The 13,436-nt window shown below is 71.0% G+C and carries 12 protein-coding genes; 10 read left to right on the top strand and 2 right to left on the bottom strand.

The features are described from left to right. The first annotated feature begins 27 nt into the window (after positions 1 to 27). The 7 genes from AAME72_RS15200 to AAME72_RS15230 all read left to right on the top strand — a co-directional run bounded on the left by AAME72_RS15200 (position 28) and on the right by AAME72_RS15230 (position 7,750). Positions 28 to 1,833, top strand: a complete 1,806-nt coding sequence (locus AAME72_RS15200; RefSeq protein WP_348787390.1) for an acetolactate synthase large subunit — start codon at positions 28 to 30, stop codon at positions 1,831 to 1,833. Between the two features lie 4 nt (positions 1,834 to 1,837). Next, on the top strand, positions 1,838 to 2,347 hold the full coding sequence (gene ilvN / locus AAME72_RS15205) for an acetolactate synthase small subunit (protein WP_348787391.1): 510 nt from the start codon (positions 1,838 to 1,840) through the stop codon (positions 2,345 to 2,347). Positions 2,348 to 2,398: 51 nt separating this feature from the next. Next, positions 2,399 to 3,427, top strand: coding sequence for a ketol-acid reductoisomerase (gene ilvC, locus AAME72_RS15210; RefSeq protein WP_348787392.1), 1,029 nt, complete (start codon positions 2,399 to 2,401; stop codon positions 3,425 to 3,427). An 87-nt stretch (positions 3,428 to 3,514) separates the two neighbouring features. Continuing rightward, positions 3,515 to 4,258, top strand: coding sequence for a copper homeostasis protein CutC (locus tag AAME72_RS15215; RefSeq protein ID WP_348787393.1), 744 nt, complete (start codon positions 3,515 to 3,517; stop codon positions 4,256 to 4,258). A gap of 203 nt (positions 4,259 to 4,461) precedes the next feature. Next, positions 4,462 to 6,054, top strand: a complete 1,593-nt coding sequence (gene serA, locus AAME72_RS15220; protein WP_348787394.1) for a phosphoglycerate dehydrogenase — start codon at positions 4,462 to 4,464, stop codon at positions 6,052 to 6,054. Positions 6,055 to 6,154: 100 nt separating this feature from the next. Next, positions 6,155 to 6,520: a YciI family protein gene (locus AAME72_RS15225; protein ID WP_348787395.1), complete on the top strand. Its 366-nt coding sequence runs from the start codon at positions 6,155 to 6,157 to the stop codon at positions 6,518 to 6,520. Next, positions 6,521 to 7,750 (top strand): sigma-70 family RNA polymerase sigma factor, encoded by a 1,230-nt coding sequence (locus AAME72_RS15230; protein WP_348787396.1) that lies wholly within the window; start codon positions 6,521 to 6,523, stop codon positions 7,748 to 7,750. It abuts the gene before it with no gap. Positions 7,751 to 7,778: 28 nt separating this feature from the next. Here the strand turns inward: AAME72_RS15230 and AAME72_RS15235 are convergent, their stop codons facing one another. Continuing rightward, a complete protein-coding gene (locus AAME72_RS15235) occupies positions 7,779 to 8,345 on the bottom strand; it encodes a helix-turn-helix domain-containing protein (RefSeq protein WP_348787397.1) in 567 nt (188 codons plus the stop codon). Positions 8,346 to 8,531: 186 nt separating this feature from the next. On the opposite strand from AAME72_RS15235, the gene AAME72_RS15240 reads away from it, so the two are divergent. From AAME72_RS15240 to AAME72_RS15250, 3 genes are all read left to right on the top strand, one after another. Next, positions 8,532 to 10,067: an MFS transporter gene (locus AAME72_RS15240; RefSeq protein WP_348787398.1), complete on the top strand. Its 1,536-nt coding sequence runs from the start codon at positions 8,532 to 8,534 to the stop codon at positions 10,065 to 10,067. 76 nt (positions 10,068 to 10,143) lie between these two features. After that, complete coding sequence (locus AAME72_RS15245) at positions 10,144 to 11,199, top strand: 3-isopropylmalate dehydrogenase (RefSeq protein ID WP_348787399.1); 1,056 nt, start codon at positions 10,144 to 10,146, stop codon at positions 11,197 to 11,199. A gap of 22 nt (positions 11,200 to 11,221) precedes the next feature. Next, on the top strand, positions 11,222 to 12,352 hold the full coding sequence (locus tag AAME72_RS15250; RefSeq protein WP_348787400.1) for a branched-chain amino acid aminotransferase: 1,131 nt from the start codon (positions 11,222 to 11,224) through the stop codon (positions 12,350 to 12,352). A gap of 3 nt (positions 12,353 to 12,355) precedes the next feature. Here the strand turns inward: AAME72_RS15250 and AAME72_RS15255 are convergent, their stop codons facing one another. Next, positions 12,356 to 13,414: an aminotransferase class V-fold PLP-dependent enzyme gene (locus tag AAME72_RS15255; RefSeq protein ID WP_348787401.1), complete on the bottom strand. Its 1,059-nt coding sequence runs from the start codon at positions 13,412 to 13,414 to the stop codon at positions 12,356 to 12,358. Positions 13,415 to 13,436: the final 22 nt, after the last annotated feature.

Genomic DNA, 13,436 nt, shown 5'->3' on the forward strand with positions numbered 1-13,436 from the left:
CTTCGTACGTAAGGGACCGACATAGGCATGTCCTCGGAAGCAACCCCCAGCACAGTGTTGCCGTCCGCGACGCCGGGAAAGGCGTCGCCCGAAATCCTGACCGGCTCCCAGTCGGTCGTCCGCACCCTCGAGCTCCTCGGCGTCACCGACGTCTTCGGACTCCCCGGGGGCGCGATCCTGCCGATCTACGACGCCATCATGGACTCGTCGAAGATCCGGCACATCCTCGTCCGCCACGAGCAGGGCGGCGGCCACGCCGCCGAGGGCTACGCGGTCGCGGCCAACAAGGTCGGCGTCGCGATGGCGACCTCCGGCCCCGGCGCGACGAACCTCGTCACGGCGATCATGGACGCGCACATGGACTCCGTCCCCGTCGTGTTCATCACCGGCCAGGTCTTCTCGACGCTCATGGGAACGGATGCCTTCCAGGAGGCGGACATCGTCGGCATCACCATGCCGATCACCAAGCACTCCTTCCTGGTGAAGGACGCCGAGGACATCCCGGCGACCATCGCCGCGGCGTACCACATCGCCGGCACCGGCCGGCCCGGCCCGGTGCTCGTGGACATCACCAAGGATGCGCAGCAGAACTCGGTGCCGTTCGTGTGGCCGCCCAAGGTGGACCTGCCGGGCTACCGGCCGATCACGAAGGCGCACGGCAAGCAGATCCTCGCGGCGGCGCAGCTGTTCGCCGACGCCAAGAAGCCGGTGCTGTACGTGGGCGGCGGCGTCATCCGCTCGCGCGCCTCCCAGGAGCTGCTCGAGCTGGCGGAGGCGACCGGCGCGCCGGTCGTCACCACGCTGATGGCCCGCGGCGCCTTCCCCGACACCCACCAGCAGCACCTCGGCATGCCGGGGATGCACGGCACGGTCCCGGCCGTCCTCGCGCTGCAGGAGTCGGACCTGATCGTGTCGCTCGGCGCGCGGTTCGACGACCGGGTCACCGGCAACACCTCGCTGTTCGCGCCCAACGCGAAGATCGTGCACGTCGACGTCGACCCTGCCGAGATCTCCAAGATCCGCGTCGCCGACGTCCCCATCGTCGGCGATGCCAAGGACGTCATCGTCGATCTGACCGCGGCGTTCCAGGACGCCACCCGCTCCGGCAAGCCGGACCTGGTGGAGTGGTGGACGTACCTGAACGGCCTCCGCGAGGAGTTCCCGCTCGGCTACACGCCGACCAGCGACGGCCTGCTGGCCCCGCAGCACATCATCCAGCGCATCGGCGAGCTGACCGGGCCGGAGGCGATCTACACCGCCGGCGTCGGCCAGCACCAGATGTGGGCGGCGCAGTTCATCAAGTACGAGCGGCCGAACTCGTGGCTCAACTCCGGCGGCGCCGGGACGATGGGCTACTCGGTGCCCGCGGCGATGGGCGCCAAGGTGGCCCAGCCCGACCGTGTGGTCTGGGCGATCGACGGCGACGGCTGCTTCCAGATGACGAACCAGGAGCTCGCCACCTGCACGATCAACAACATCCCGATCAAGGTGGCGATCATCAACAACTCGTCGCTCGGGATGGTGCGGCAGTGGCAGACCCTGTTCTACGACGGCCGCTACTCGAACACCGACCTCAACACCGGGCACGACACCGTGCGGGTCCCGGACTTCGTGACGCTCGCTGAGGCGTACGGCGCCCTCGGCATCCGTGTCACGAAGGAGGAGGAGGTGGACGCCGCCATCAAGCTCGCGCTGGAGACGAACGACCGCCCGGTCGTCATCGACTTCGTCGTGAGCGCGGACGCCATGGTGTGGCCGATGGTGCCGCAGGGCGTCAGCAACAGCTACGTCCAGTACGCCCGTGACCACAGCCCCGCCTTCGGAGAGGAGTAACCCAGTGAGTTCGCACGTTCTGAGCCTCCTCGTCGAGGACAAACCGGGTCTGCTGACCCGCGTCGCCGGCCTGTTCGCCCGCCGCGGCTTCAACATCCACTCGCTCGCGGTGGGCACGAGCGAGGTCGAGGGCCTCTCCCGCATCACGGTCGTCGTGGACGTGGAGGAGCTCCCGCTCGAGCAGGTGACCAAGCAGCTGAACAAGCTGATCAACGTGATCAAGATCGTGGAGCTGGACCCGGCGCAGTCGGTCCAGCGCGAGCACCTGCTGATCAAGGTGCGCGTCGACAACTCCACCCGCTCCCAGGTGCTGGAGGCGGTCAACCTCTTCCGCGCCCGCGTCGTCGACGTGGCCACCGACGCCCTCGTGATCGAGGTCACCGGCGACAGCGGCAAGACCCAGGCGCTGCTCAAGGTGCTCGAGCCGTACGGCATCAAGGAGATGGCCCAGTCGGGGCTCCTCGCGATCGGCCGCGGCGGCAAGTCCATCACCGAGCGCGTCTTCAAGAACTAGCGCCATCCATCCGGCGCACCACGAACCACACCCAGAAGGAGAACCCAACAAGTGGCTGAGATCTACTACGACAACGACGCGGACCTCTCGATCATCCAGAGCAAGAAGGTCGCCGTCATCGGCTACGGCTCGCAGGGTCACGCGCACGCGCAGAACCTCCGCGACTCGGGCGTCGAGGTCGTCATCGGCCTCAAGGACGGCTCGAAGTCCAAGCCGAAGGCCGAGGAGGCGGGCTTCCGCGTCCTCTCCGCCGCCGAGGCCGCGAAGTGGGCCGACGTGGTCGTCATCCTCGCGCCCGACCAGGTGCAGCGGAACCTCTACAAGGACGACATCCAGGCGAACCTGGAGGAGGGCAACGCGCTCGTCTTCGGGCACGGCTTCAACATCCGCTTCGGCTACATCGAGGCGCCGGAGGGCGTCGACGTGATCATGGTCGCCCCCAAGGGCCCCGGTCACACCGTCCGCCGCGAGTACGAGGCCGGCCGCGGCGTCCCCGTGATCGTCGCAGTGGAGAAGGACGCGACAGGCAACGCCTGGCCGCTCGTCCTCTCCTACGCCAAGGGCATCGGCGGCCTGCGCGCCGGCGGCATCAAGACCACCTTCACCGAGGAGACCGAGACCGACCTGTTCGGCGAGCAGGCCGTCCTCTGCGGTGGCGTCTCGCAGCTCGTCCAGTACGGCTTCGAGACCCTGACCGAGGCCGGCTACCAGCCGCAGGTCGCCTACTTCGAGGTGCTGCACGAGCTCAAGCTCATCGTGGACCTGATGTGGGAGGGCGGCATCGCCAAGCAGCGCTGGAGCGTCTCCGACACCGCCGAGTACGGCGACTACGTCTCCGGCCCGCGCGTCATCGACCCGCACGTGAAGGAGAACATGAAGGCGGTGCTCTCCGACATCCAGGACGGCACCTTCGCTAAGCGCTTCATCGCGGACCAGGACGCGGGCGCGCCCGAGTTCCTCGAGCTCCGCAAGAAGGGCGAGCAGCACCCCATCGAGGCCACCGGCCGCGAGCTGCGCAAGCTCTTCGCGTGGAACGCGTCGAACGACGACGACTACGTGGACGGCGAGGTCGCGCGCTGAGCGCAGCCCGTCTCACGCGCTAGCCTGGGGTGCCGCACGTTCCCACGTGCGGCACCCTTCGTCGTTCCGCAGAGCAGGGGAGCAGCCGTGAGCACCGTCGCCGTCGAGATCGCCGTTCAGGATGTGGCGGGCGCCCGGGTGGCGCTCACCGAGGGGGCGACGCGCATCGAGCTGTGCTCCGCGCTCGGGCTCGGCGGTCTGACGCCGTCTGCGGGACTGCTGCGTTCCGCCGTCGCCGTGGCCGCCGAGGCCGGCGCCGACGGATTCGTGCACGCGCTCATCCGGCCGCGCGGGGGCGGCTTCGCCTACGACGCCGGGGAGATCGCCACGACGCTGCAGGACATCCGCTTCGCGCGCGAGGCCGGGGCTGCGGGCGTCGTCATCGGGGCCTTGACCGACGCCGGCCGGGTGGACGCGGACGCTGTGGCCCGGTTCGTGGACGCGGCGGAGGGCATGCAGGTGACCTTCCACCGGGCGATCGACACGGTCGCGGACCCGGTCGCCGCGGCGGAGACGCTCCTCGAGCTCGGCGTCGCGCGCATCCTCACCTCCGGTGGCGCGGCGCGCAGCATCGACGGCGTCGACGGCCTGCGGGCGCTGGCCCAGCGCTTCTCCGGCGCGCTGCAGATCATGGCAGGCGGGGGAGTGGCGGTGGACGATATCCCCGCTCTCGTCGCCTCCGGCGTCGACGCCGTCCACCTGTCCGCGCGCCTGCGCGTGCAGGGCGACCCGAGCGGCCCGGGCGGCGGCGACGACGCCTACGACATCACCGACCCCGGCACGGTGCGCGCCGCTGTCGCGGCCGCCGCCTCCGCGGCCCGCCGCGACTGACCCCTCTCGGAACGTTCGCCCCCTGCTCGCGCAGGGTCAATCGTGCCGAACCGGGTCACTCCCCGGGTGCGTCGTGCGCCGTGAGCCGCCCGTAACGCGGCGAAAGAGGGGCTTGACCGACCGCTAGAGTTAACCCACTCGCGCACCGACGACTGCTGCGCACCGCTCCCAAGCCAGCCTCGCACTCTGTTAGGAACTGCCACGTGACAAAGCCGGTCGTGCTGATCGCCGAAGAACTTTCGCCCGCCACCGTCGACGCCCTCGGGCCGGACTTCGAGATCCGCAACGTCGACGGCACCGACCGGCCCGCCCTGCTCTCCGCCGTGGCGGACGCGGACGCGATCCTGGTGCGCTCCGCGACGAAGGTGGATGCCGAGGTCATCGGCGCCGCACCGCAGCTGAAGGTGATCGCCCGCGCGGGCGTCGGGCTCGACAACGTGGACATCAAGACCGCCACCAACGCGGGAGTCATGGTCGTGAACGCGCCGACCTCCAACATCATCTCGGCGGCCGAGCTCACGGTCGGCCACATCCTGAGCCTGGCGCGTCACATCCCCGCGGCCCACAACGCGCTCGCGCAGGGCCAGTGGAAGCGCTCCAAGTACACCGGTGTGGAGCTCTACGAGAAGACCGTCGGCATCATCGGCCTCGGCCGCATCGGCGCGCTGATCACCGCCCGCCTGCAGGCGTTCGGCACGAAGGTCATCGCCTACGACCCCTATGTCACGAGCGCCAGGGCGCAGCAGCTCGGCGTGCAGCTGGTGAGCCTCGACGAGCTGCTCACCGAGGCGGACTTCGTCACCATCCACATGCCGAAGACGCCGGAGACCACCGGGATGATCTCGGACGACCAGCTGGCGCAGATGAAGCCGACCGCGTTCGTCGTCAACGTTGCCCGCGGCGGCCTGATCGACGAGGACGCCCTCTACCGCGCGCTCTCCACGAACAGCATCGCCGGCGCCGGCCTCGACGTGTTCGTGAGCGAGCCGCCCACCGACTCGCCGCTGCTCGCGCTCGAGAACGTCGTCGTCACCCCGCACCTCGGCGCCTCCACCGACGAGGCGCAGGAGAAGGCGGGCGTCTCGGTCGCCAAGTCGGTGCGCCTCGCGCTCTCCGGCGAGCTCGTGCCGGATGCGGTCAACGTCGCGGGCGGTGTCATCGACCCGTACGTGCGCCCGGGCATCCCGCTGGTCGAGAAGCTCGGCCAGGTGTTCTCCGGTCTCGCGCACAGCCCGCTCACCAGCATCGACGTCGAGGTGCGCGGCGAGCTCGTCGACTACGACGTCAGCGTGCTGAAGCTGGCCGCGCTCAAGGGCATCTTCACCAACATCGTCAGCGAGACCGTTTCGTACGTGAACGCGCCCCTCCTCGCGGAGCAGCGCGGCATCGAGGTGCGCCTCATCACCGACTCGGTGAGCGAGGAGTACCGCAACCTGATCACCCTGCGCGGCGCCCTGAGCGACGGCTCGCAGGTGTCGGTGTCCGGCACCCTGACCGGCACCAAGCAGATCGAGAAGGTCGTCGAGATCAACGGCTACGACGTGGAGGTGCCGGTCGCAGAGCACCTCATCGTGATGGTCTACGACGACCGCCCCGGCATCGTCGCGGTCTACGGCCAGGAGTTCGGCGAGGCCGACATCAACATCGCGGGCATGCAGATCGCGCGCACCTCGGCCGGCGGCAAGGCGCTCAGCGTCCTGACCGTCGACTCCCGGGTGCCGGAGGGGCTGCTGGAGAAGGTGCGCGTCGCCATCGACGCCGACCTTCTGCAGGAGATCGACATCACCGAGTCCTGACTCGTGCGGCCGGCGGGAAAGTATTTCTCGCCGGCTGTCGATTTCGGCGGTTGACTTGCGTCGTGTGGATGTCGATATCCATTCGAAGTGAGGAGACACGATGTCCGACGAGTACATTCTGCTGATCCGGGAGCCCGAGTGGGACCCGGAGGCCATGACCGCCGAGCAGTGGCAGGCCGGCATGGCCGGCCACAAGGCGTTCCAGGAGGCGGTCGCCGCCGCCGGCGAGCGCATCGTCGCGAGCAGCGCCCTGCAGTCGCCCTCTCGCGCCGTCAAGATCACGCCGCGCACCGGCGACGCCCCGTTGTTCACCGACGGCCCGTTCGGAGAGACGCGCGAGACGATCACCGGCTTCTACTCCTTCACCGCGGAGACGCCGGAGAAGGCCAGGGAGCTGGCGGCGCTGGTGCCGACCGACGGCTGGATCGAGCTGTACCCGGTGCTGGTGCTGGACGCGGTGCGCTGAGTGACGGCCGACCCCGGGATCGAGCGCGCATTCCGTGAGGATGCGCCGCGCATCCTGGGCGCGGTCGCCCGCACGACGGGCGACCTCCTGCTCGCCGAGGAGGCGGTGCAGGAGGCGTTCGCCCGTGCCATCGCGGAGGCGGCGCGTGGGCGCGCCCCGCAGAACCCGGCGGCGTGGATCACCACCGTCGCGCGCCGGGTGGCGCTCGACGCGCTGCGTCGGGAGCGGGCGACCCGGCGGGTGGCCCCGATGCTCGCGGCGGAGGCGGAGAGGGCCGAGCAGGCCGGCGTCGACGACGCAGAGAGGGGCGTGGTCCCGGTGTTCACCGGCGACGAGCGGCTGGAGCTGATCCTGCTCGTCGCGCACCCGGCGCTCGCCCCGGAGGCGAGGGTCGCGCTCGCGCTCCGCTTCGTGTGCGGGCTGCCGACGGCGCGGATCGCCGACGCGTTCCTGGTGCCGGAGGCGACGATGGCGGCGCGGCTCACCCGCGCGAAGAAGCGCATCCACAGCGCAGGGATGCGGTTCGCCGTCGACGATCGTGCCGCGGTCGCCGAGCGGATGCCGGATGCGCTCACCACGATCTACCTGCTCTACACCGCGGGCTACGCCACCGCTGACGGCTCCCTCCGCGCGGACGCGATCGCACTCGCGCGGGACGCGCACCGCGTCGTCTCCACGCCGGAGTCGGCGGGGCTGCTCGGTCTGCTGCTGCTGACCGAGGCGCGCAGCTCCACGTGGCTGACCGGCGACGACGAGTTCGCGCCGCTGCGCGAGGCGGACCGATCCCGGTGGGACGCCCGCCTGCTCGCGGAGGGCGAGGCTCTGGCGACCGAGGCGCTGTCGGGGGACGGCCGCTACGGGCTGCAGGCCGGGATCGCCGGGCTGCACGCGATCGCGCCGACCTGGCAGAACACGGACTGGCCGGCGATCGTCCGGCTCTACGACGGGCTGGTGCGGCAGTGGCCGAGCGCGTCGGCGCGGCTCGGCCGGATCGTGGCGCTCGGCCACAGCCCGGATGCCGGACCCGAGGTCGGGCTCGCGGAGCTGACCGCCGACGAGGCTCTCTTCGACGGCGTCATGGCGGCGCAGGCGTACGCGGCGCGCGCCGAACTGCTGCGGCTCGCCGGTCGTGCACACGCGTCGGCGGAGGCGCTGGAGCTCGCGATCGACGCGTCGGGGGACGATCGGGTGCGCCGGTCCCTGCAGCGGCTGCTCGCGGCGCTGGAGTGACGCGGGCGCCGCACGGGTCCGTGGCGGGTCAGCGGCGCGCGGAGAGGCCCTGCACGAGCGCGACCAGCTCGCTGACGTCCGTCTCGTCGCGCAGCACCGTGTTGGCCGCGGGCAGCAGGGCGCTGTTGTAGTACATCCCGTCGCCGATCAGCATGATCGTGCGGGCGATCATCCGGTCGCCGACCGCCTCCTCCAGCTCGGCGAGCCAGCGGCGCTGGGCGTCGCCGAGCGCGTCGCTCGCCCGCGCGTCGGAGGCCTGGGCCAGGCGCGCGACGGCGACGATCTCGCGTTCGAGGTGGTTGTCGGCGGGGATCGACGTGCGCAGGAAGTAGTCGACAGGTCCGGCGGGCGCGGTGCGCATCCGCTCGATGTCCTCCGCGATGTCGGCGGTGAACCGCTCGAGGATGCCGTCGACGAGCGCGTCCTTCGAGGCGAAGTGGTAGAGCAGCCCGCCCTTGGAGACGCCGGCCCTGGCCGCGACCGCGTCGAGCGTCGCCGCCCGCTCGCTGTGCTCGGCGAGCAGTTCCTCGAAGGCGTCGAGGATGCGGTCGCGGGCCGAGCGTGCCGAGGCACCGGAGGGGGCGGGGGAGGACATGTGGCCCATGCTAGCCGTCCGCCGGAGCGGAGCGTGCTCCGCCAAGATTTGCGGCAAATCGTGGCTCCGACAACGTCACGACCACGATTTGGCACAAATGTTCGGTTGGGGGAGCAGCGCCGACAGCCCGGGCAGTCCGAGGCGCATCATCTTGCTACTGTACCGTCCAGACGGTACAGTAGAAGCATGTCCACGACCGCACCCACCGACCTCGCACCCGTCACGACCCCCGTCCGCGCCGGCGCCCGCGGCTGGGCGGCGCTCGTCGTGCTCATGCTTCCGGTGCTGCTCGTCTCGGTCGATAACACCGTGCTCAGCTTCGCCCTTCCCGCGATCTCGGAGGCTCTGCAGCCGTCCGCGACCGGGATGCTGTGGATCGTCGACGTCTACCCGCTCGTCCTCGCCGGCCTGCTCGTCGCGATGGGCAGTCTCGGCGACCGCATCGGCCGCCGAACGGTCCTGCTGATCGGCGCGACCGGCTTCGCCGGCGTGTCCGTCGCCGCGGCCTTCGCCCCGACGGCGGAGCTGCTCATCGCCGCCCGGGCCGTGCTCGGCTTCTTCGGCGCGATGCTGATGCCCTCGACGCTCTCGCTGCTGCGCAGCGTCTTCCAGGACCGCGACCAGCGCCGCGTCGCCATCGCGATCTGGGCCTCCGGCTTCGCCGCGGGCTCCGCGCTCGGGCCGATCGTCGGCGGCCTGCTGATCGAGCACTTCTGGTGGGGCTCGGTCTTCCTGCTGGCCGTGCCCGTGCTCATCCCGCTGCTGGTGCTCACGCCGCTGCTGGTGCGCGAGTCGAAGGATCCCGCGCCCGGCCCCGTCGACGTGCCGAGCATCCTGCTCTCGCTGGTCACGATGGCGCCGATCGTCTTCGGCATCAAGGAGCTCGCGGTGCACGGTCTCGCGCCGCTGCCGGTGCTGGCCATCCTGGTCGGCATCGCCGCCGGAGCCGTGTTCGTCCGCAGGCAGCTGCGCCGCCCCGTCCCGATGCTCGACATGCGGCTGTTCCGCCGGCCGGCGTTCAGCGGCGCGGTGGTCATCAACCTGCTGAGCGTCGTCTCGCTGGTCGGCTTCCTGTTCTTCGTGTCCCAGCACCTCCAACTGGTGCTCGGGATGCCGCCCGTGCAGGCCGGGATGGTGCTGCTTCCGGGGCTCGCGACCATGATCGTCTCCGGGTTGCTCGTCGTGCCCGTCGCACGGCGGCTGCGGCCGGGGCTCGTGATCGCGGCGGGGCTGTGCGTGTCCGCGTGCGGCTACCTGCTGATCGCGCTGACCGGAGGCGACGCGTCCTGGGGCATGCTGCTGGCGGCGTTCGTGCTGCTCGGCGCGGGCATCGGGGCCGCCGAGACGGTCTCGAACGAGCTCATCATCTCGACGGCGCCCGCGGAGAAGGCGGGGGCCGCGTCGGCGGTGTCCGAGACCGCGTACGAGCTGGGTGCCGTGCTCGGCACGGCGACGCTCGGCAGCATCATCATCGCCTCCTACCGCGCGGCGATCGAGCTGCCGGCCGGGCTCGCCGCCGGCCAGGCCGCGGCGGCGGGCGACACCCTCGGCGGAGCGGTGAAGGTCGCCGAGGCGCTTCCGGCCGGCGCCGCGGCCGAGCTGCTCGCCTCCGCGCGGCACGCCTTCGACAGCGGGGTGGGTGTCACCGCCTCCATCGGCGTGGGGTTGATGCTCACGGCCGCCGCGCTGGCCCTGATCGCCCTCCGGCGCGTGCGGGCCTGACCCGCGCGCGGCCGGTGGGCGGCACGGCGATAGTGTGTAGCTACACCGTCCGCCCACCGATCAGTGCAGGAGCGTCATGAGCACAACCGTCCAACTCGCCGTCATCCCCGGAGACGGAATCGGGCCGGAGGTGATCGCCGAGGCGGTCAAGGTGCTTGACGCGGTGACCGCCGGGAGCGACCTCGCCTTCGAGAAGACGCACTTCTCGCTCGGCGCCGATCGCTTCCTCGCCACCGGCGACGTGCTGACGGACGAGGACCTCGACGCGATCAAGCGGCACGACGCCATCCTGCTCGGCGCTGTCGGCGGGGTGCCGGGGGACCCGCGTCTCGCCGGCGCCAACATCGAGCGCGGGCTGCTGCTGAAGCTGCGGTTCTCGCTCGACCACTACGTGAACCTGCGCCCGACGACGCTGTTTCCCGGTATCGCCAGCCCGCTCGCGAACCCCGGCGACGTGGACTTCGTGGTCGTCCGGGAGGGCACGGAGGGCCCGTACGTCGGCAACGGCGGCGCGATCCGCCAGGGGACGCCGCACGAGATCGCCAATGAGGTGTCGGTGAACACGGCCTACGGCGTCGAGCGCGTCGTCCGCTTCGCGTTCGAGCAGGCGGAGCAGCGGCGGCAGAAGCTGACCCTCGTCCACAAGACGAACGTGCTCACGTTCGCAGGCGGCCTGTGGAAGCGGATCGTGGACGCGGTGGCCGCCGAGCATCCCGACGTCGCGGTCGACTACCTGCACGTCGACGCCGCCACGATCTTCCTGGTCACGGATCCTGCTAGATTTGATGTGATCGTCACGGACAACCTCTTCGGCGACATCCTCACCGACCTCGCGGCCGCAATCAGCGGCGGCATCGGACTGGCCGCCTCCGGCAACATCAACCCCGCAGGCGAATTCCCGAGCATGTTCGAACCGGTTCACGGATCGGCCCCCGACATCGCCGGCCAGCAGAAGGCCGACCCCACCGCCGCGATCCTCTCCGTGGCTCTCCTGCTCCGCCACCTCGGCAGCAGGGACCTCGCGGAGCGCGTGGAGCAGGCGGTGACCGCCGACCTCGCCGCGCGCAGCGGCGCGACACGGACGACCGCTCAGATCGGCGACGCGATCGCGGCCCGCGTGGCGCAGAATTGACGTATCGCAGCAAAGGACTCTCATGACCTCGACCAGCATCAACCTCACCTCCGGCCCGACCGAGACCGCCGGACTCCTCTGGAACGTCACCCGCAACGAGGAGGCGCGCAGCGCCGCCGAGCGTGCGGAGATCCTGGCGAACCCCGGATTCGGCAACTACTTCACCGACCACATGGTCGACCTGTGCTGGTCGGCCAAGGGCGGCTGGCACCGGCCGCGCGTCTCGCCGTACGGGCCGATCCAGCTTGAGCCGTCGGCCGCCGTCCTGCACTACGCGCAGGAGATCTTCGAGGGACTGAAGGCCTACCGGCACGCGGACGGCTCGATCTGGGGCTTCCGCCCGGAGGCGAACGCGGCCCGCATGCAGCGTTCCGCCTATCGCCTCGCGTTGCCGGAGCTGCCGGTCGAGCACTTCCTCGATTCGCTGAAACAGCTCATCGCGGTCGACGGCGACTGGGTGCCGGAAGGCGGAGAGACCAGCCTGTACCTGCGTCCCTTCATGTTCGCGAAGGAGGCGTTCCTCGGTGTGCGCCCGGCGAACAAGGTGGCGTACTACCTGATCGCGAGCCCCGCGGGCGCCTACTTCCCGAGCGGCGTGGCTCCCGTCTCGATCTGGCTGAGCGACCACTGGTCGCGCGCGGGCCACGGCGGTACCGGTGCCGCGAAGACCGGAGGCAACTACGCGTCCAGCCTGCTGCCGCAGGCCGAGGCCTACGAGCACGGTTGCGCCCAGGTGCTGTTCCTCGACTCGGTCGAGGGGAAGTACATCGAGGAGCTCGGTGGGATGAATGTGGTGCTCGTCTACAAGGACGGCACGCTCGTGACCCCGGACTCCGACAGCATCCTCGAGGGCATCACCGTCGACTCCGTCCTCCAGCTGGCCCGCGACCGCGGCCACACGGTGGAGCGCCGCCGGGTGACGATCGACGAGTGGCGCGACGGCGTCGAGTCCGGCGACATCGTCGAGGTGTTCGCGTGCGGCACCGCCGCCGTCATCACCCCGATCGGAGAACTGAAGTCCGACACCTTCACGGTGGGCGACATCACGGCGCCTCCCGGGGAGCTGACCATGTCGCTGCGCAAGGAGCTCACGGACATCCAGTACGGCCGCGAGCGCGACCGTCACGGCTGGATGTACCGCCTGGACGCGTAACCGTCAGCGGCCGAGGGCGGCGACGGCGCGATCGACGTCGTCCTCGGTGTTCCAGACGTGGAAGGCGACCCGCGCCCGGCCGGCTCGGCCCGAGGCGCGAAGCCCCGCGGCGGTGAGCGCTGCCAGGTCGGCGCCGTCCGGGTCCGGCCAGGTGTGGATGGCGCGACCGCGGGCGTCGAGGCCGAGCGCCTCCGCGAACCGGTCGCCGAGCGCGGTGTCGTGCGCGTGCACCGCGGCGAGGTCGAGCGCGGCGAAGAACTCCAGCGCCGCGGCGGTTCCCGGCCATACCGGCCACGCCGGGGACACGTCGAAGCGGCGGGCCGAGCGCGCGGGCGCGGCGAGCGGGCCGTAGCACGACGCCCACGGATCCTCGCCCGCGAACCAGCCCGCGTGCAGCGGGAGGAGCGCATCCCGGATCCCCTCCCGCACGGTGAGGAAGGCGCTGCCGCGAGGCGCGCACAGCCACTTGTAGGCGTGGGTGACCGTGAGGTCGAACCGCGACGCGTCCACCGGCAGCCAGCCGAGCGCCTGGGTGAGGTCGGCGAACGAGAGCGCGCCGGTGCGGGCGCAGGCGGCGAGGATCGCCTCGATGTCCGCGTGCTCCCCGGTGGCCGACTGCACGACGGAGAAGGCGACGAGCCAGGTCTCGTCGTCCACGGCGTCCGCGAGCTCCGCAAGCGGCGCCTCGCGGACCGTGACGCCGCGGTGCGCCTGCGCGTGGAACGGCGCGACGACGGACGCGAAGTCGCCCTCGACGCAGAGCACGCGGGCGCCGTCGGGGGCGGAGCCGGCGGCGAGGGAGGCGAGGACCGAGACCTGCGACCCGATCGCGATCGCGTCGACGTCCACCCCGGCGATGCGGGAGAAGGCGTCGCGCGATCGGTCGATGGCGGCGTCGTAGTCGAGCGGCGATGCCTCCCCGCTCGACCAGTTCTCGAGGTCGGTGCGGGTCGCCGCGACCGTCTCCCGGGTGGGGAGTCCCTGGGTGCAGGCGGCCAGGTAGCCGCTGCCCGCGGCGAAGCGGTCGTGGACGGCGAGCGCGGAGGACGTGGTGGGAGGCATGGGTCAAGACTGCTGGCGAGGC

The sequence above is a fragment of the Leifsonia sp. NPDC080035 genome (genome assembly GCF_040050925.1).
In the GTDB taxonomy this organism is placed as follows: domain Bacteria; phylum Actinomycetota; class Actinomycetes; order Actinomycetales; family Microbacteriaceae; genus Leifsonia.

Bases quoted from the DNA above. Each gene is read 5' to 3' on its own strand.
- AAME72_RS15200 (WP_348787390.1), top strand. From the start codon at position 28: ATGTCCTCGGAAGCAACCCCCAGCACAGTGTTGCCGTCCGCGACGCCG.
- AAME72_RS15225 (WP_348787395.1), top strand. From the start codon at position 6,155: ATGTCCGACGAGTACATTCTGCTGATCCGGGAGCCCGAGTGGGACCCG.
- AAME72_RS15235 (WP_348787397.1), bottom strand. From the start codon at position 8,345: ATGTCCTCCCCCGCCCCCTCCGGTGCCTCGGCACGCTCGGCCCGCGAC.
- AAME72_RS15240 (WP_348787398.1), top strand. From the start codon at position 8,532: ATGTCCACGACCGCACCCACCGACCTCGCACCCGTCACGACCCCCGTC.
- AAME72_RS15245 (WP_348787399.1), top strand. From the start codon at position 10,144: ATGAGCACAACCGTCCAACTCGCCGTCATCCCCGGAGACGGAATCGGG.
- AAME72_RS15250 (WP_348787400.1), top strand. From the start codon at position 11,222: ATGACCTCGACCAGCATCAACCTCACCTCCGGCCCGACCGAGACCGCC.
- AAME72_RS15255 (WP_348787401.1), bottom strand. From the start codon at position 13,414: ATGCCTCCCACCACGTCCTCCGCGCTCGCCGTCCACGACCGCTTCGCC.